This is a genomic window from Phyllobacterium trifolii (genome assembly GCF_014192095.1).
In the GTDB taxonomy this organism is placed as follows: Bacteria; Pseudomonadota; Alphaproteobacteria; order Rhizobiales; family Rhizobiaceae; genus Phyllobacterium; species Phyllobacterium trifolii.
The window spans coordinates 213964-231317 of sequence record NZ_JACHXN010000010.1; the positions used below are offsets into that span (position 1 = coordinate 213964).

The 17354-nt window shown below is 57.6% G+C and carries 18 protein-coding genes and 2 pseudogenes; 9 read left to right on the forward strand and 11 right to left on the reverse strand.

What is annotated here, in order from left to right:
- Positions 1-37 precede the first annotated feature (37 nt).
- The 6 genes from FHS21_RS16840 to FHS21_RS16865 all read left to right on the forward strand — a co-directional run bounded on the left by FHS21_RS16840 (position 38) and on the right by FHS21_RS16865 (position 6229).
- Positions 38-1243, forward strand: a complete 1206-nt coding sequence (locus FHS21_RS16840) for an ABC transporter substrate-binding protein (RefSeq protein WP_112531383.1) — start codon at positions 38-40, stop codon at positions 1241-1243.
- Between the two features lie 83 nt (positions 1244-1326).
- Positions 1327-2064 (forward strand): ABC transporter ATP-binding protein, encoded by a 738-nt coding sequence (locus FHS21_RS16845; protein ID WP_210283554.1) that lies wholly within the window; start codon positions 1327-1329, stop codon positions 2062-2064.
- Entirely contained in the window at positions 2057-2761 is a 705-nt protein-coding gene (locus FHS21_RS16850) for an ABC transporter ATP-binding protein (protein ID WP_183663208.1), read from the forward strand. Before FHS21_RS16845 ends, FHS21_RS16850 begins: the two co-directional genes overlap by 8 nt.
- A 4-nt stretch (positions 2762-2765) precedes the next feature.
- A complete protein-coding gene (locus tag FHS21_RS16855; protein WP_183663211.1) occupies positions 2766-3653 on the forward strand; it encodes a branched-chain amino acid ABC transporter permease in 888 nt (295 codons plus the stop codon).
- Positions 3646-4638 (forward strand): branched-chain amino acid ABC transporter permease, encoded by a 993-nt coding sequence (locus FHS21_RS16860; protein ID WP_210283546.1) that lies wholly within the window; start codon positions 3646-3648, stop codon positions 4636-4638. The genes FHS21_RS16855 and FHS21_RS16860 overlap by 8 nt, the downstream gene beginning before the upstream one ends.
- Position 4639: 1 nt before the next feature.
- Positions 4640-6229 (forward strand): GMC family oxidoreductase, encoded by a 1590-nt coding sequence (locus FHS21_RS16865; RefSeq protein WP_183663217.1) that lies wholly within the window; start codon positions 4640-4642, stop codon positions 6227-6229.
- 3 nt (positions 6230-6232) lie between these two features.
- Here FHS21_RS16865 and FHS21_RS16870 read toward each other — a convergent pair whose 3' ends face one another.
- From FHS21_RS16870 to FHS21_RS16900, 7 genes and pseudogenes are all read right to left on the reverse strand, one after another.
- Positions 6233-7135, reverse strand: a complete 903-nt coding sequence (locus FHS21_RS16870; RefSeq protein ID WP_112531378.1) for an energy transducer TonB family protein — start codon at positions 7133-7135, stop codon at positions 6233-6235.
- Complete coding sequence (gene exbD, locus FHS21_RS16875) at positions 7135-7593, reverse strand: TonB system transport protein ExbD (RefSeq protein WP_112531377.1); 459 nt, start codon at positions 7591-7593, stop codon at positions 7135-7137. The genes FHS21_RS16870 and exbD overlap by 1 nt, the downstream gene beginning before the upstream one ends.
- Before the next feature lie 12 nt (positions 7594-7605).
- The gene (gene exbB / locus FHS21_RS16880) at positions 7606-8559 is read right to left on the reverse strand and encodes a tonB-system energizer ExbB (RefSeq protein WP_183663220.1); all 954 of its coding nucleotides are present in this window, start codon (positions 8557-8559) and stop codon (positions 7606-7608) included.
- A gap of 648 nt (positions 8560-9207) precedes the next feature.
- On the reverse strand, positions 9208-9366 hold the full coding sequence (locus FHS21_RS16885) for a type 2 periplasmic-binding domain-containing protein (RefSeq protein WP_183663223.1): 159 nt from the start codon (positions 9364-9366) through the stop codon (positions 9208-9210).
- 53 nt (positions 9367-9419) lie between these two features.
- Positions 9420-9575 (reverse strand): annotated as a pseudogene (locus FHS21_RS16890) (ATP-binding cassette domain-containing protein); the annotation flags it as partial.
- Positions 9576-9711: 136 nt separating this feature from the next.
- A complete protein-coding gene (locus tag FHS21_RS16895; RefSeq protein ID WP_183663226.1) occupies positions 9712-10608 on the reverse strand; it encodes an AraC family transcriptional regulator in 897 nt (298 codons plus the stop codon).
- Entirely contained in the window at positions 10605-11177 is a 573-nt protein-coding gene (locus FHS21_RS16900) for a helix-turn-helix domain-containing protein (RefSeq protein ID WP_183663229.1), read from the reverse strand. The genes FHS21_RS16895 and FHS21_RS16900 overlap by 4 nt, the downstream gene beginning before the upstream one ends.
- A 200-nt stretch (positions 11178-11377) precedes the next feature.
- Between FHS21_RS16900 and FHS21_RS16905 the strand changes: the two genes are divergently transcribed.
- Complete coding sequence (locus FHS21_RS16905) at positions 11378-11593, forward strand: helix-turn-helix domain-containing protein (protein WP_112532534.1); 216 nt, start codon at positions 11378-11380, stop codon at positions 11591-11593.
- 111 nt (positions 11594-11704) lie between these two features.
- On the opposite strand, the gene FHS21_RS16910 is transcribed toward FHS21_RS16905, so the two are convergent.
- From FHS21_RS16910 to FHS21_RS31370, 4 genes are all read right to left on the reverse strand, one after another.
- Positions 11705-12421 (reverse strand): DUF932 domain-containing protein, encoded by a 717-nt coding sequence (locus FHS21_RS16910; RefSeq protein ID WP_312879890.1) that lies wholly within the window; start codon positions 12419-12421, stop codon positions 11705-11707.
- A 364-nt stretch (positions 12422-12785) separates the two neighbouring features.
- Complete coding sequence (locus FHS21_RS16915) at positions 12786-12944, reverse strand: hypothetical protein (protein WP_183663232.1); 159 nt, start codon at positions 12942-12944, stop codon at positions 12786-12788.
- 15 nt (positions 12945-12959) lie between these two features.
- Entirely contained in the window at positions 12960-15275 is a 2316-nt protein-coding gene (locus FHS21_RS16920) for a conjugal transfer protein TraA (protein WP_183663235.1), read from the reverse strand.
- Positions 15275-15754 carry a plasmid mobilization protein gene (locus tag FHS21_RS31370; protein ID WP_312879891.1) on the reverse strand — a complete coding sequence of 160 codons (480 nt, stop codon included), beginning with the start codon at positions 15752-15754 and terminating at the stop codon, positions 15275-15277. The genes FHS21_RS16920 and FHS21_RS31370 overlap by 1 nt, the downstream gene beginning before the upstream one ends.
- 608 nt (positions 15755-16362) lie before the next feature.
- On the opposite strand from FHS21_RS31370, the gene FHS21_RS30735 reads away from it, so the two are divergent.
- A complete protein-coding gene (locus FHS21_RS30735; RefSeq protein WP_246411069.1) occupies positions 16363-16533 on the forward strand; it encodes a hypothetical protein in 171 nt (56 codons plus the stop codon).
- 264 nt (positions 16534-16797) lie between these two features.
- A pseudogene (locus FHS21_RS16935) lies at positions 16798-17257 on the forward strand (IS6 family transposase); the annotation flags it as partial.
- Between the last annotated feature and the right edge of the window lie 97 nt (positions 17258-17354).

Sequence of the window (17354 nt, forward strand, 5' to 3'; positions counted from 1 at the left end):
GATCCTGTGAGCGGTCATTCTTTGGGAGGAGATACGAATGAAGTTACTAGCAATTGCAACGGCTGCCCTGATGGCAGCCACGGTCATTCCTGCAGCAAGCGCCGAGATTTCCGATGGCAAGGTCAAGATCGGCATCCTGAACGACCAGTCCGGTGTATATGCGGACTTTGGCGGCAAATGGTCTTACGAAGCAGCGAAGATGGCTGCCGAGGATTTCGGTGGCAAGGTGCTGGATGCACCGATCGAGGTCATCACCGCAGATCACCAGAACAAGCCGGATATTGCTTCCAATATCGCCCGCCAGTGGTATGACACCGAACAGGTCGATAGCATCATGGAACTGACGACTTCCTCGGTGGCGCTTGCCGTGCAGGGCATTTCCAAAGAGAAAAAGAAGATCGACCTTGTGACCGGTGCGGCCACGACGGAACTCACGGGCAAGCAGTGCTCGCCTTACGGTTTCCATTGGGCCTATGACACACACTCGCAGGCGGTCGGCACTGGCGGCGCGCTGGTTGCCCAGGGCGGCGACAGCTGGTTCTTCCTGACTGCAGACTATGCCTTCGGCTATTCGCTGGAGGAACAGACCTCCAAATTCGTCACGTCCAAGGGCGGCAAGGTCGTCGGCTCGGTTCGCCATCCACTGGCAACGACCGACTATTCCTCGTTCCTGCTGCAAGCTCAATCGTCCGGCGCAAAGGTCATCGGTCTCGCCAATGCCGGTCTCGATACCTCCAATGCCATCAAGCAGGCAGCTGAATTTGGCATCGTGTCCGGCGGTCAGCGCCTCGCAGCGCTGCTATTTACCCTGGCCGAAGTAAATGGTCTCGGTCTGGAGGCGGCGCAGGGCCTGACCCTTACTGAAAGCTTCTACTGGGATCGCGACGATCAGTCCCGTGAGTTCGGACAGAAGTTCTTCAAGCGTACGGGCCGCATGCCAAACATGATTCAGGCAGCAACCTATTCGGGCGTGACGCAATATCTGAAGGCCATTCAGAAGGCTGGTACCGACGACACCGAGAAAGTCGCGGCGGCGATGCACGAAATGCCGGTCGATGACGTTTTTGGCCGCGGTGCGAAGGTTGGTCCCAACGGCCGCCTGTTCAGCGATGTTTATCTGATGGAAGTCAAGAAGCCGGATGAAAGCAAGGCGCCCTGGGATTACTACAAGGTTCTGGCCACAGTCCCGGGTGACGAAGCCTTTATCAAACCGGCCGAAAGCGGCTGCCCGCTGGTCAAGTAATGACTGCTTCGCTGAATGATGCAGCGTTCGGGGGAGGCCAATCCTCTCCCGGCGCCTCTGGAGGTCAAGATTCGCGGGTGGTGTTGTCCGCTCGCGGTCTGCGCCGTGACTTTGGTGGCTTCGTTGCCGTCAACAATGTCGATCTCGATGTGCACCATGCCAAGGTGCACGCGCTGATCGGCCCGAACGGTGCTGGCAAGACCACAGTTTTCAATCTACTGACCAAATTTCTGCAACCGACAAGCGGAACGATCACACTACTCGACCAAGACATCACAAAGACGGATCCGGCCAAGGTGGCTCGAATGGGACTTGTGCGCTCGTTCCAGATATCGGCAGTGTTTCCGCATCTGACAATCCTCGACAATGTCCGCGTTGCCCTGCAGCGCCCCGGTCGACTGTCGACCCAGTTCTGGCTGCCGATGGGATCACTGAACCGTCTCAACGAACGAGCAATGGAATTGATCGAGGCTGTCGGCCTTCAAGATGCCCGTAACCACCTCGCCGCCGACCTGTCCTATGGCCGCAAGCGTGTACTCGAAATCGCCACGACGCTGGCGCTGGATCCGCAAGTGCTGTTGCTGGACGAGCCAATGGCCGGCATGGGCCACGAAGACGTGCACATCGTCTCGGATATCATTCGCGAGGTGGCGAGAGACCGCGCGATCTTGATGGTGGAACACAATCTAAAGGTCGTCGCTGACCTCTGCGACAAAGTCACGGTGCTGCAACGGGGCGAAATCCTTACCTCCGGAGATTATCGCACCGTGAGTCAGGACGAGCGCGTGCGTGTTGCCTATATGGGGACCGAACATGAGTAACACGCTGCTTTCCGTCCGGGACCTGCATGCCTGGTATGGCGAAGGTCACGCCTTGCATGGCGTCCACCTCGACATCCACCAAGGCGAGACGGTCACCCTGCTTGGCCGCAATGGTGTCGGCAAGACGACAACGCTGCGCTCCATCATGGGGATCATCCGCAAACGCACAGGGACGATCACCTTCGAAGGCAAGGACATGATGCGCGTGCCGTTGCATCGCACCGCCCATGCAGGCATCGGCTTTGTGCCGGAGGAACGCGGCATATTCGCTACGCTATCCGTCGATGAAAACCTCAATCTTCCGCCGATCGTCGCCAAGGGCGGCATGTCGATTGACGAGATCTACGACCTGTTCCCCAACCTCAAGGAGCGACGCAACAGCCCTGGCACGAAGCTTTCTGGCGGCGAGCAGCAGATGCTGGCCATTGCCCGAATTCTGCGCACAGGCGTCAAGCTGCTGCTTCTGGACGAACCGACGGAGGGCCTTGCACCGGTCATCATCCAACGTATCGGCGAAGTGCTTGTGACGCTGAAACAGCGCGGCATGACCATTCTCCTGGTCGAACAGAATTTCCGTTTTGCCAGCAAGGTCGCTGACCGCTTCTATGTGGTGGACCATGGCAAGATAATCGACAATTTCCACGTCAGGGAGCTGCCCGACCGCATGACCATGCTCAACGAAGCATTGGGAGTCTGACGACATGACCATGATCTTCGGCGTTCCCCTCCAGGCTTTCCTCGGCCAATTGCTGATCGGCCTCATCAATGGCTCATTCTACGCGATGCTCAGCCTGGGCCTCGCAATCATCTTCGGCTTGCTGCGTGTCATCAATTTCGCACACGGTGCACAGTACATGCTGGGTGCTTTCGTCGGCTATCTTTTGCTCGCGGAGCTCGGCATCGGTTACTGGCCGGCGTTGATCCTTGCTCCTTTGGTTGTGGGTCTGGCGGGCGCGCTCATCGAGCGGGTCGCGCTGTCACGCCTTTACAACCTCGACCACCTCTATGGGCTGTTGTTCACGTTCGGACTTGCACTCGTGATTGAAGGCACGTTCCGCTATTACTACGGTGCGGCCGGACAGCCCTACGCAGTTCCTAGCGCATTGGCTGGAGGTGTTAATCTTGGCTTCATGTTCCTGCCGATGTACCGCGCATGGGTTGTCATTGCTTCCCTTGTTGTCTGTCTCGGCACCTGGCTGCTCATCGAGAAGACCCGGCTTGGTTCCTATCTGCGCGCAGCGACCGAAAATCCAACTTTGGTACGTGCTTTCGGCATCAACGTGCCCCTCCTGTTGACGTTCACCTACGGTCTCGGCGCAGGTCTTGCAGGGCTCGCGGGTATCATGGCGGCGCCGATCTACCAGGTCAGCCCGCTCATGGGATCGAACATGATCATCGTTGTCTTTGCCGTGGTCGTTGTTGGCGGTATGGGCTCCATTCTAGGTGCCATCATCACCGGCTATATGCTCGGTATTTTCGAAGGTCTGACCAAAGTGTTCTATCCGGAAGCGTCCAGCATCGTCATCTTCGTCATCATGGCGATCGTCCTGCTCGTCCGACCCGCGGGCCTGTTCGGAAAGGATGTATGACATGACGCAAGCGACCGTTACATCTGCACCGAAGCCACGCCTTTTGACACTCGAAACGACGCTGATCCTGATCGGAATCATCGGGCTTATTCTCGCACCTTTCTATTTTTATCCGGTATTCCTCATGAAGGTGCTTTGTTTCGCACTCTTCGCTTGCGCCTTTAATCTTCTCCTGGGCTACACCGGCATTCTTTCCTTTGGTCACGCCGCCTTCTTTGGTGGCGCTGCTTACTTCACGGCGCATGCGGTCAAGGAATGGGGTCTTCCGACCGAACTCGGCATTCTTGTCGGTGTACTCGGTGCAACTATCCTCGGGTTGATCATCGGCTTCTTTGCCATAAGGCGCCAGGGCATCTATTCGACGATGATCACGCTGGCACTCGCCCAGATGTTTGCCTTTTTCTGTCTGCAGGCATCTTTCACCCATGGCGAAGACGGTATTCAGGGGGTACCGCGCGGCTACTTGTTGGGCTTCATCGACCTCAATCAGCCATTGAACATGTATTTCTTCGTGCTTGCCGTATTTCTCATCGGCATGTTCATCATCTGGCGCATCATCAACTCGCCCTTTGGCATGATCCTCAAATCCGTACGCGAAAACGAACCGCGCGCGATCTCACTTGGCTATTCGGTTGCACGTTACAAGCTCGCTGCCTTTGTCATGTCTGCCGCCTTGACCGGTCTTGCTGGTGGTTTGAAAGCAATCGTCTTCCAGTTTGCCACGCTCACCGATGTCAGCTGGCAGATGTCTGGAGAAGTCGTGTTGATGACATTGCTCGGCGGCATTGGCACGCTGGTCGGACCGATCTTTGGTGCAGGGCTTGTGGCCGCCCTCGAAAATTATCTCGCGACTTCGGAGTTTCCGGTCACCGTGATCACCGGCATCATCTTCATGGTGTGCGTGCTTGTGTTTCGGCGTGGCATCATCGGTGAGCTTTATGCTTCGCGCTTCGGCAAAAGACTCGAGAGCAAGCCGGACAACTGAAATGTCAACCTACGACTATATCGTTATCGGAGCCGGCACTGCCGGCTGCACGCTCGCCAACCGTCTCTCCGAAAACAGGGATGTCTCCGTGCTGCTGCTCGAGGCAGGCGGCAAGGACAATTATCACTGGATCCATATTCCCGTTGGCTACCTCTATTGCATCTCCAATCCGCGCACGGACTGGTGCTTCACCACTGAACCAGAACCGGGGTTAAATGGCCGCTCGCTCAGTTATCCGCGTGGCAAGGTCTTGGGTGGCTGCTCTTCGATCAACGGCATGATTTATATGCGCGGCCAGGCGCGCGACTATAATTTGTGGCGACAGGACGGTTGTAGCGGCTGGGGTTGGGATGATGTCCTTCCCTACTTCAAGAAGTCTGAAGATTACTATCTCGGCGCCGACAATTTCCATGGTTCTGGTGGCGAATGGCGCGTGGAAGAAGCGCGTCTGCATTGGGATATCCTCGATGCATTCCGCGATGCTGCGGAAGCTGCCGGCATCCCTCGTACCGACGATTTCAATCGCGGCGACAACGAAGGTTCCTCCTATTTCAAGGTCAACCAGAAGCGCGGGATCCGCTGGAACACGGCAAAGGCTTTTCTGCGCCCTGCCCTGGGACGTCCTAATCTCAAGGTTGAAACCGGAGCGCATGTACGAAAGCTGATCCTGCAGGATTTGGCCGTTAAAGGTGTTGAATTCGAACAGGCCGGGGCTGTCCGTTCGATCCAATGCAGGCGCGAGGTCATTCTGGCCGCGGGGTCAATCGGCTCACCACATATTCTCGAACTGTCAGGCATCGGTCGCGGCGACATCTTGCAGAGTGCAGGTATTGAAACGGTCCTGGAACGGCGCAATGTCGGAGAAAACCTTCAGGATCATCTGCAGCTGCGTTGTGCCTACAAGGTTACCGGAATTCCTACGCTCAACGAGAAAGCCAACCGCCTTCTTGGCAAAGCTGCGATTGCGCTGGAATATCTCATCAGCCGCTCGGGACCCATGTCGATGGCGCCGAGCCAGCTTGGCGTTTTTACCCGGTCAGACCCCTCTTTTGAGACAGCCAATCTGCAATATCATGTGCAACCTCTCTCCCTGGAAAAGTTTGGCGAAAGCGTTCACTCCTTCCCGGCATTCACGGCGAGCGTTTGCAATCTGCGTCCCGAAAGCCGCGGTTCCGTACACGTCAAGTCACCGGATCATCGCTTGCAGCCAGCCATACAGCCAAATTATCTGACAACAGTAAGCGATCGCCGCGTCGCGGCGGATTCGATCCGCATCACGCGCAATATTGTGGCGCAAGAGCCATTGCAGCGTTTCAATCCGGAAGAGTTCAAACCCGGCACCGACTATCAAACGGAAGAGGAATTGGTCGAAGCCGCCGGTGCCGTTGGCACGACCATCTTTCACCCCGTCGGCACCTGCCGCATGGGTTCTGATCCCGACTCGGTCGTCGATCCGCAATTGCGCGTGCGAGGCATTCAAGGTCTGCGTGTGGCCGATGCCTCGATCATGCCGTCGATCACCTCGGGTAACACCAACTCACCAACGATCATGATCGCCGAAAAGGCCGCAGACATGATCACGAGGGGTTAGTGGCTACCTTATCTGAAATGGTACGGTAAAACTTTGCCGCGATACATCAACTCCATCGGGCGCTGACGGAACTGGGGACGCCCGCCGAATGGTTTCAAGCACGCTCTGGTCTAACTGAGGCACGCCGGAGCTTCCGACGACACTAGCCGAAACGATCGCGCCATCATTGGTAACCACAAAGCGTATCCTGACGGTACCCTGCCCTTCCGCACGGGCGCGGTTTGCTCTGCGCGCCAGATAAGACTGCACCCTTGAACGCCAGGTCTCCGATTGCCGCGCTGACGCTGCTCTCGAAACACTTGGTTGCTGTTTTGCTTCCCGGGGCGTCGCGTCTTGGACTGTCGCGGTGCTGGCTTTCTTCGCTGGCTTCTGCACGACCTTCTCGGTAACCTGCTTTTTCGGAACGTCGGGCTTTTTCGGTGTTGGACGAACCACCGGAAGCGGCACTTCTACCTTTGGCAGTTCCACGACCTCTTCGATCTGTTCTTCGGGCGGGTCGGTCACTTCTGGTTCCGGCTGGGGCTCTTCGGCCACCTCAGGTTCAGGCTGATCCGGAATCAGTTCTTCCAATGGACTAATTGGCTCGGGTTCCGGCTGCACATCCGGGATAGGCTCGGGCGCTGCCGCTTCCTGTTCCATGGTATCCGGCTTGATTGGCTCAGCTTCGGCCGGCGGCTCTTCCTTAACCGGTTCTGGCACCACTGGTGCCGGCAATGGCTCCATGTCAATCATTACGGCGGCGGCAATATCGCTTGCGGGTGTCTCAGGTTGATAGTTCTGAACATACCACGCAGCACCTGCATGAATGCCGATGACCGCCAGTCCCGCAACCGACCAAAGACCAACCTCGCGCCAATCTGGACGCAGGAAACCTCTTCTGGTTGCAGTTGTTGTCTGCTGATGCACTACTGTACGCCTTCACCGGTCGGTGCGGGTCGAGGAGAAACACTTTCCAGACCGACAAGAGCTATCTTGAGATAACCTGTGTCGCGCAGTCCGTTCATCAAATCCATCAAGGCGCCGTAGTCAACTGCCCGGTCGGCACGAAGAAAGACCCGGGTTTCCTTGTCGCCCTGCGTACGTTGATCCAGAAAACTGCCAAGCGTTTCGCGCGAAATCGTTTCGTTGCCGACTGCGATAGACTTGTCTTCCTTGAGCGTCAGGTAGAGCGGTTGCTCGGGACGCGTCGCGGGCGTTGCTGTCGAGGCTGGCAGATCCACATTGATATCGACCGTCGCCAGCGGTGCCGCTACCATGAAAATAATAAGCAGGACCAGCATGACATCGATGAACGGCGTCACGTTGATTTCGTGATTTTCCTGAAGCTCGTCATCCGATACGTTGTGCCTGATGCCACCAGCCATTGTCGCTCCTCCCTACTCCGCAGCAGCGCGCGCCGAGGGCACCGTGGCAAAATCCACATCGCGGCTGACGAGACGTTCTACCCCCGCCGACGCATCGGCGAGCAGCTGCCGGTAGCCGGTGATCGACCGGGCGAAAACATTATAGATCACAACGGCCGGAATGGCGGCGACGAGTCCAATCGCTGTGGCGAGAAGCGCTTCTGCGATGCCCGGCGCAACGATTGCCAAATTCGTCGTTTGGGACTCTGAAATGCCGATAAACGAATTCATGATGCCCCAGACCGTGCCGAAAAGCCCGACGAAGGGCGCAGTTGAACCGATGGTTGCCAGTACTCCTGTGCCGCGGCTCATGCGACGCCCTGCTTGGGCCTCGATGCGCGACAGGCGCGAGGCGACGCGCTCCTTCAAACCATCGGCGTTCGCATATCCTTGAACCTCACGGGAAAGACGCACTTCCTCTCGTGCCGCGTTGACAAGCGATGCGCCCGGGCCGCCGCGGCCTTCGAGCGACCGTTCAGCCTCGAGCAGCGTGCGAGCACTGCCGATGGCGTTGAGCGCGCGATTGGCCCGCACTCTTGCTCCGGCAAGCTCAAGCGTCTTCGCCAGCCAGACAGTCCAGGTGACCAGCGAGGCAAAAGCGAGACCGATCATCACCGACTTGACCACCCAGTCGGCGGCCATGAACATGCCCCAGGGCGAAAGATTATGTGGCAGCGTCCCATTCGTCTGACCAGGTTGGTTCCCCTCCACTGGTGCAGTTGGCTGCATGATTGGCGACTGGGTTATCTCTGGTTGCTGTAGGGGCTGCGGTGCAACCTCGTTCTGAGGCGCTGGAGCCATATTGTCTTGAGCATAGGCTATTAATGCAGTCGGACCGCACACGACCAGCGCACATCCCAAAGCTCCTATTCTCAATACCGCAGCAAAATTGCCGGCTGTTGAATGCTTTTTGGGGGTTGGTCGCATCGCTCCGCAATCCTTCACTACATTCGCTGCAAACGGCCCTGGCTCGTCGATCAACCTGGCCTCCGTCGAGCGGCGCAATCTTCGGTTGGTAGCGGCTTAGTATTTATGACTAAAATAATCAACTATTTTTTGAATCGGGTGACGGGATGGTTTCGCTGATGAAGTTCATGAGGCAGATCGCCAGATGACGTCTCTAAAACTCTGGAGATCCCTGATTCAAGCCCGGCTCAGGCAGCCAGGCTTCACCGCGTTGTCAAGCACGGCGCCCAGATCTTTGATCGCATCACCAAAGAAATGGGACAGCACGACATTGACAACGACGTCACCGAGGCGGCTAAGACGATAGCCGACATATAGAGTGGTGGATTCGAATTCGAAGCGCGACTTCGTAGCGATAGCTTATTGGAGCAAAGGAATTGCCCATGAATCGACCGCTCCGCCCCTTCCCAGACCTCGAACGTTGCAAGATCGAGCGATGGCCAGCGCCGAAGTCGTCAATCGCTCACTTGGATCCCAATTGCGCAGACCATGTTTCGTGCGGAGTTACTCATTTTCGGTAAAGTCAAGAATGATACTTCGGAGGAAGTTAAAAGCGCTTGCCAATCCGTCGCCGAAATTGGTTCAGTTCGACACCAAATCCGCTCCAAATCATTTAAGGCTTATCGCTTTCAACGATCCGTCCGCGTCGATTGCTCCGATCGCGCTACTGAAGAGCGCGGCAAGTTGCTTGTCCTGCTTCCGCAAACCGATGCCCACACCTGGACCGAAAAGCCCGCCCGAAATTCTGGGGCCGTAGAGCACAGCCATCGCACCATCTGGGACTCCAGAAATGCCTTCCAGACAGAGTAATCTACCAGTCCACAGCGCAAAAAGGTGCTTTTTCCTGAACCTCTGCTTCCCAAGATGGAGATGACATCGCCGCGCTGCGCGGTCATGGAAATCCCTTTGAGGACTTCGAGCGTGCCAAAGCGCTTCTTCAGATTTTTGACGCGCAGCGGGGCATTGATGTCAGAAATGAGGGGCTGAATTTACCGTTATCCGATTGAGTATGCACTGGAGACCCTCGTTTGTTTTTTGCGAAGATGCGACAGCCAGCGCAAGGGTGCTTGCAGTAAATTGATGCAGGTGCGAAATCTGATCAGTAAATCATTGCTAGGCTTTGCCCGGCCAGCTGCCGCGATATGCCACGGGGGTCGTGCCCACTTCCCGGCGAAAGGCATTGGAAAAGTGGCTTGAACTGGAGAAGCCACACGACAGCGCGATATCGGTGACAGGCATCGAGGAATGGCACAGAAAGTCCTTTGCCCGCTCGATCCTGCGCCGGATAATGAAGGCATAGGGCGGACAGCCAAGCGTTTGCCTGAACGCCCGGCAGAAGTGAGGAACGCTCAAACCGGCAAGGTCGGCCAGTTGCAAAAGCGACAAGTCAGCCGTGAGGTCATCATCAATTCTCTGAATCACCCGGTTAAGGTTCATCGGGGCGAGCCCGCCCTTGCGGACAGCAGCCGGATATCTTTGCCTGCGCATCAGCTGGGCGAAGATCGTCGCCGTATAGCTCTCGACAAGCATGGCGCTGAGAGGATTGCGGTCACGGATCTCTGCGCCTATCCCGCGCGCTGCGTTCAGTATGATGGGATCCTCGAAGCCGAGATCCGGCGAGAGCGACGGCAGCGCGTCGAGTTGCCCCCCGGCAAGAAGCTCTGCCACATGTGCCGGGTTGACCTGGATTGCCAGATAGGCGGCTGTCGAGGCGCCAGCTTCCCAGCCCCGCCAGCTGCATCCGGCGGGAACAAACAGGATTGCGCCGGGCTTTCGCGGTACAAACCCGGCGTTCCTGCCATCTATGAAGTATTCGCCGCGCTCGCAGTTGCCCTGCACATTAAGTAGGACAACGTGACGGCTGGAGGTGATCGCCGTCTCCTCCTTGGCAAGCCCGCTGCGCCGGACAAGGTCGGCCTCGAGGCGATGCCATGACCTCTTGTCACGGGAGATTGTCCTGCAGTCACCAACCTTGAAGGCGGGCGGCGGCTCGGAGATCGCCATGTTCATCCCCGATCCTCATCGGATGTAGAGCCCGTCCGCCCTGCCCCATATGTGTCCGGTGCCCTGCCATACCCTTTTTCCGTCTTCGGCACAGGGCACGCCATGGCGCCGTTCAGAGCTGCCAGTTCCTCGCCCAAAGCGGCGATGAACGAGGATACGCGGCGGCGCGTGCGAGGAGGCAGCCGCATCACCCCTTCAACGAGGCGGCGCCCCTCACTGCTTGCTATGAATGTGATCCGCTCGTCGACGGGAAGCGAGGCCACCTCGCCGCTTTGCTTCTCATTTCCAGGCAGACCTTCGAAAAAGCGGCTGACAGGCACGCCGAGGAATGTCGCGATTTCAAACAGCATGGACGCACTTATGCGGTTCTTGCCGTTCTCGTATTTTTGCAGTTGCTGCGGGCTTACCCGGACAGCGCGGGCAAGCTCGGCCTGCGTCACATTCGAATGGATGCGCACGGCGGCAACCTGACGCCCGACATAAAGATCAGCAGCATGCGGGCATTCGCACATAGGTGCTTGCTGGTAACGCGACCGCGATGGCGTTTCTGGCTGCTGGACATTTCGGCGGAGCATCTATCAATCCCCGTGGAGCGAGTATGTCGCGGTACATCCCGCGAGAGCCATTAACAGCAAGCTACGATCGACTGAACTTGATCACCAAACGCACCTACCCGTTGGTCTGCCGCTACAATACTCGGCCTATATAGCACATCGGAGACGAATAGGAACTATCGTTCCTAGAACGATAGTTCCGGTTCTGCTTCCCATCTGTCATGGACTTGAAGGAATCCATGGCGGTCAACCTGCGTCGCATTCGCCATGAAAAGAACCTGACGCAAGAAGATTTGGCAGCGCGGGCCGATTTGAGTATGCGCTATGTCGGCGCGATCGAACGCGGCAAAGTCTCGGCCAGCGTGACCGTACTTGGCCAAATAGCCGATGCGCTGGGCGTTGATCCGTGCGAGTTGTTGCGCCAAAAATCGTCGTGAAAATCGACCCCTCGTACTCATGAATTTCGATCCGGGCCACGCATAGGTAGTAAAACTGCCTAAAAGGCGGAAAGCCGTAGAGCCGGAAACCCAACTCTATGGCTTTCCGGGTCATCGCGTCTTGAGGCGCTGCATACCCTCGGCCAGCGTCCAGAGCGCGCGGTTGAGGGTCACATTCTGGTCGATGCCGTTAATGGCGCGAGTCTGACTGCGGCGAATGCGGCCCTCGGCGTTGCGCCGCTGCCCGTTCAATCCGCCCCTTATCATATTCTCCTGAATGACATTGTAGGACATCCAGAGGCTTTGCGCGGCGTCCTCGCGACGACGCGGCTCGATGATCTGCTCGGGGCGGATGGGGCTTTCCTCCTCACCATAGCGGGCGACATGGCTCGCCTCGGCCAGCACGCGGCGCTCGTCCGCCGACAGGGTGATTTCTTTCATGGTCTCACTGGCGTCGATCAGGTGCGGGAAATCCTCCGCGACGGTATATACGCCTTCGATGATGTCATGCTGGATATTGCCTTTGTGCGGGACGCGAACATCCTCGAACCGCTCGCCCGCAACCAGACTGTTGGTGCAGACGAAAAGCAGCATCGCGGCGAACATCTGGTAGCTGCTCGTTCCGTCATGCGAATTGACGATGATGACTTCAGCAGCCTCCGGCTTGCCGATGCCGTCGTCGCGGCGCAGGCGCAGCATGTGCTTGGCGTGTCCATGACGGGTGCCGTCGCGCGGAACCGCCTGCACGGCGAAGAACGGGAACCATTCTTCCCGGCGAATACCAGAAATATTGTAGAGGGGTGTATTCCACCAGAAAACACAAAGCACCCTTTTGCCCGCCTCAAGGTCGATCGTGGAACGCTTGATCGAAGAGTCGGGCTCTTTGCGGGCGTCGGCGAGCGATACGGCGGGGTATACGCCAAACGAGAGCAGCTTTGCTTATTGTTATGTCGGTAAGAAAGCCGCCAGAGTTTCGAGCCGTTCGGCGTCACATTTGTGGGTGTGTTGAAGAATACCAGAAAATATACCAACAAAAATCTGGGATGTCTTGGTACTATCTGGAAGCCCATGAATGGCAAAAGCCCCACAAAACTGGGCTTTGTGTCAATTATAGAAGCGAATGAGATCTCCTGAAATGGGTTCTTGGTGCCACCGGAGGTCGTCGCAATGCGCGGCCGCTCCCCAAAAGGTCTTAGTTGAACCAGCCAACGACTGCCGCCCAGGCCATTGTCAGCCCACGGTCGAACAATGCGATCCCCATGACAACGACAAACACGATGCCGGATGCCGTCGCCAATCCCTCGTTGCTTTTATTCTCCTCAACGACGATGATCCGCCTCTCGTCACGCATGGCATTGCCCTCTTGTTACCGGTCTCGATCATCGTGATCGCCCGCTCTTTGTTCATCAGCTTCCCGTTGCAGTTCTTCCAGGCGCGGCACATGCTGCTTAGCGGGGTCGCTCTTTGTTGTATGGCCACTGGAACCTGCCATCTGCCCGGTATTCTGACCGTCTGCATCGCGGTTTTGGTCGTCACCTACCCGCGTTAACGCCGCGTTGGGAGCGCTCCCGACCAACAATCCGGTCACTTCGTTTGCCTCAGAGCCCGACGGGGATCGCTCACGCTCAGGCTTCAGCCGCTCACGTCCCACAGCCTGGAACGCGTTTTTCAGATCCTCATCAATTTCGGCCACTTCCCGGATCAGGGCATTTCCGCTCGCGCCAAGCTCAGCGGTCTTGATCAGTTGTTTTTCCAGTTCCTGTTTCATCGCCGTGACGTTGCCCGGATCCTGGTCGTCCGCCTCAGCTCGGCTGATGGCTCCCCGGGATTGCTCGATCTCAACCAGGTGTCTGTTCGCCGCCTCGGCGGCCGCAAACCCATGTCGCTCGACAGCATTATTCCATCGCAGCTTCTCGTCTTCCCGCTCATTGACGCCTACGCTGCGGCCCGGCGCGTCGCCAGCATCACGATCGCGCTGTTCCAACATGTCGACAATTTCGCGGCGCACATTGACGTGTTCCCTCGCCGCCTTGGCAATTTCCTCAAACCCATCCTGTTCATGCGGTGGCAAAGAGCGCGCCGCCTGGAAGAGTGCTGTCTCAACGCGTCTTTCGTAGGCTTCGAATTCAGGCCGGGTCAGGGGGCCAGAATTTGACGGCTGGCCTTGCCAGACCGCCTTTCTTTCGGCTCGCGCGGGATGGGCTTCAAACCGGATTACCTGAGCCCCGGCAAAGTCTTTCTGCGTAGGCAATAGCGCGGAACTACCGATAGAATGCCACTCCTGTTGCGCCGTTCGGGCATAGGCCTTGCTGCGAGGCGTGCTCGGGAAGCTATCCTCATCCGAGCGTTTTGTGTCGTATCGGCGTTGCGCGGAGGCGCTTGTACCTTCGTGTTGCGTGCGACCGATCATGTTCATCGGCCGGACCTGGTTTTTCGAGTAAGCAGGGGGGCTCGCACGATCACGGCGATCGGTCATCTCCATGTTGATGCCGTGCGCGCACGCCTTTTCGGCCATTGTCAGCCGCCACTCCCGAAAGGCCGGGATTGTCGTCTCGATCCTGTCACCTGCGTCCGATCGCATGGCGATGATGGCGTGGACGTGAACGTGCGGCCGCTTGCCGCCTGTTTCCTCCGTCTTCGGGTCACTTGCAGCATCGTGAAGTGAGAACACATAACGGTGCCCGGCAAACTGCGTCCCCAGGAAATCCCGCGCTGCTTCCCGAAAGGCCGCCGCATCGGTTCCGGCGCGCGCCGACAGGACAAGATGCATGACATCGCGCGGTTTGCGGCTATGGAGCTGGCCGCGCCATTCAAGTTGAACAAGGTCTCCCGCCCGCTTGCGGTCACCGATCTCGCGCCCCTGCTCATCGCACACCTTGCCCTTGTGTGCTTCGACCAGCGAACGCAAGCGACCGCTGCCGTAATCAGTTCCATTACCATAACCGGTGAACCGGAAGCTTGCGCTCCCGGCCACTCCGCTACGAGCGTCGTCAAGGCGTCGTTGAACGATCGCCGTTGCCTTCTCGTCGGCACTCAATCGCTCGCCCCGGGCACTTCGAAGCACGGCGATACCTTCAATATCGAACCCGCTGCCATCGGGCCGTATGGTCACTGCCAAAGCGAAAGCGCGGTCGCCCAGGCCCTGTCTCACGATCGCGCGCGCCCGTTCGATACCCTCCTCACCGTCACGGCGCCCTTCCGTGACGGAAATCTCGAACAACCCGATGTCACGGCTCGCGGCACGGTTCTTTAGAAGGTGATCCCACTCGCTTCCCACAGCAGACAGTTGATCGCGTCCGCGGAGGTGATCGCCACGCTCGTTCTCGACCACGACTTCGCCATTGCGGGAAACGTAATTGATCATGGCGCCCAGCCGCGAACCACCGCCGAACGAAGCCATTTTCACCACGGCCGACTGACTACCGGCGGCAAGGCCCTCAAAGCGCGCGCGCATCGGCCTTTCGGCAACAAATGGAGCGCGACCTGTCCCCGGTCGCCAAGACCTCGCCCCTCGCAACCGGCTGCCGGTCTTCGCGCCGACGGGAACTAGCGTCGCCGCGACACTTCCGCGGCGGCGCTCCTCGTCATCATCCGGCTTTCTTTGCCCGAGCGAGAGATCGTGGAGCAAGGCTGCCCGCCGCCGCTCCCATTCGGCCGTGAAGGCTCCAAGAAAGAACTCCACTATGTTCCCCGCTTTCGCAATCTGGCGCCGCGATCGGCAAAGAAGGCGATCTCGTACAGGAGTGCCGCCATGAACCGCTGAACATCATCGATCACCGCGCGCTCCTCATCCGTGCGCGGCTTTTTTTGGTTCAAGGCGCGGGCGAGCTGATTGAGATTGATGCCAACTGCCCTGAGGTCAGCCAGAAGCGCGCTGAGAATGACGCGATCCTCCTTCGTGAAAAAGGGGCGAACACCGGCGCCCTCAAGGGTCAGCGACCGCATGAAGGCGGAGACCGTCAGCTCCGCAGCCTGTGCGGCGTTCTCGATCTTTACCATTTCCATGGCGCTGAATCGGGCGTGGACGACCTTGGTCTTGCGATCCGCCCTCGGGACTATGCTGTACTTATCCGATGCGGACCCGTTCACCTGACCTTCCTCAATCCCGCCACAGGCGATATCGACGGCCTGTCCGTCGATCGTCCAGCAAATTTGTATCACAAATTTGCGTATCCTGCCAAAACCAACAGTACCGAATCGGTAACAGTTTTTCAAGTCATCGCCTTAGGCTCGTCGCTGTGGCTTGCTGATCGAGACCTTCCATCCGTCCGGTCTGACCGAAGCGGATTGCGCAAGCAGCACCTTACGCCAAATGCCTTACCGCTGGACCAACTCCCGCTAAGCAATTGCTTTGTCTCTCTACATAGAGTGAAAATACATCCACTCTGTATGTGAACTCCATGCATTTGACCCGTGTATTTATGTGGTGTGGAATATATTCCACACTGTATTCCGCGAATGAATGCCGAAAGCGCTCACCCCTAAGGAGCAACATGAGATATTCAGTTTTGACTTGCACCGATCGGTCATTTCGATGCATTATGGGTTTATCGTCAGCACGAATATGGACGCGACCATGGCAAGAACCTACGCGGCGGTGAGCAACAAAGGCGGAGCGGGAAAGACGACGCTTGTCACGCGCTAATGGCGGGAGAATACGCGCTGCGCGGAGAGCGCGTTCTCCTCATCAATGCGGACAACAGGCAAAATCTCTCCGGGTGTGGAGGTTGTGTTCGGAGAAAAGCAACGTACCGGAACATATCGACGTTATGGTTGCCTCCACAAAACGTTCAATCGAGGCGACGATCAAAGATCGCGGAGCTGGGTTCGACCTCATCATCGTCGACGCGCCAGGCGTCGATAGTTCGCTGCAGACGGACGATCATTCGCTCGTCGGAACTGGTGGTCTCGCCCATCCAGCCGGCGATCAAGGAACTTGAGGCGGCAGGTCAGGCCGTCGCGGCCGTCAACGAGATCAACGACCAATTCGGTTTGAATATTGCCCATTTCAATGTGCGGACCCGCATCTCGGTGCCTGGGACGAAACCTCGAAGCGTATCGCTACATCGGGCCGTTCGTCGCAGGTCTTGTCGCAGCACAATATCGTACACTCCCTCTCGATACCGAGCTTTTCGAGCGCAACATCTATCGAGAGGGCACTGTAACCTTAACTTGCCGGTTATTTTGATGACCGACAATGCTTTATGAACAACGCTTGCTCGCCTGTGTATCGCCGCCATCGTTTTCCAGCCGAAGTCATCGCCGAAGCAGTATGGCTGTACTTCCGCTTCCCCCCTGAGTTTTCGCATGGTCGAAGATATGCTGGCCTACAAGGGAGTAATTGTCACACACAAGACTATCCGACAGTGGGCGGAAAAGTTTGGCAGGGACTACGCTAACAAGATCCGCCGCCGGACACCACGCCTTGGCGACAAGTGGCATCTAGATGAAGCCGTTGTTTCGATCGGGGGCAGAAAACACTGGCTGTGGCGCACCGTTGATCAGGACGGCTTCGTCCTCGATGTCCTCGTGCAAAGCCGCAGGAATGCCAAGGCAGCCAAGCGTTTGATCCGCAAGCTGCTGAAGGTGTAAGGACGTGCACCCCGGGTCATGGTGACCGACAAGCTCAGATCCTACGGGACGGCCAACAGACAGATCGGACTAACTGACGTGCTACCCGTCTTTAGGCCACCCGGAGCTGGAATTTTCCGGGGTTAAGGCTCATGCCGGCGGATGAGCCGATGAGCCGTTTATGAGCGAT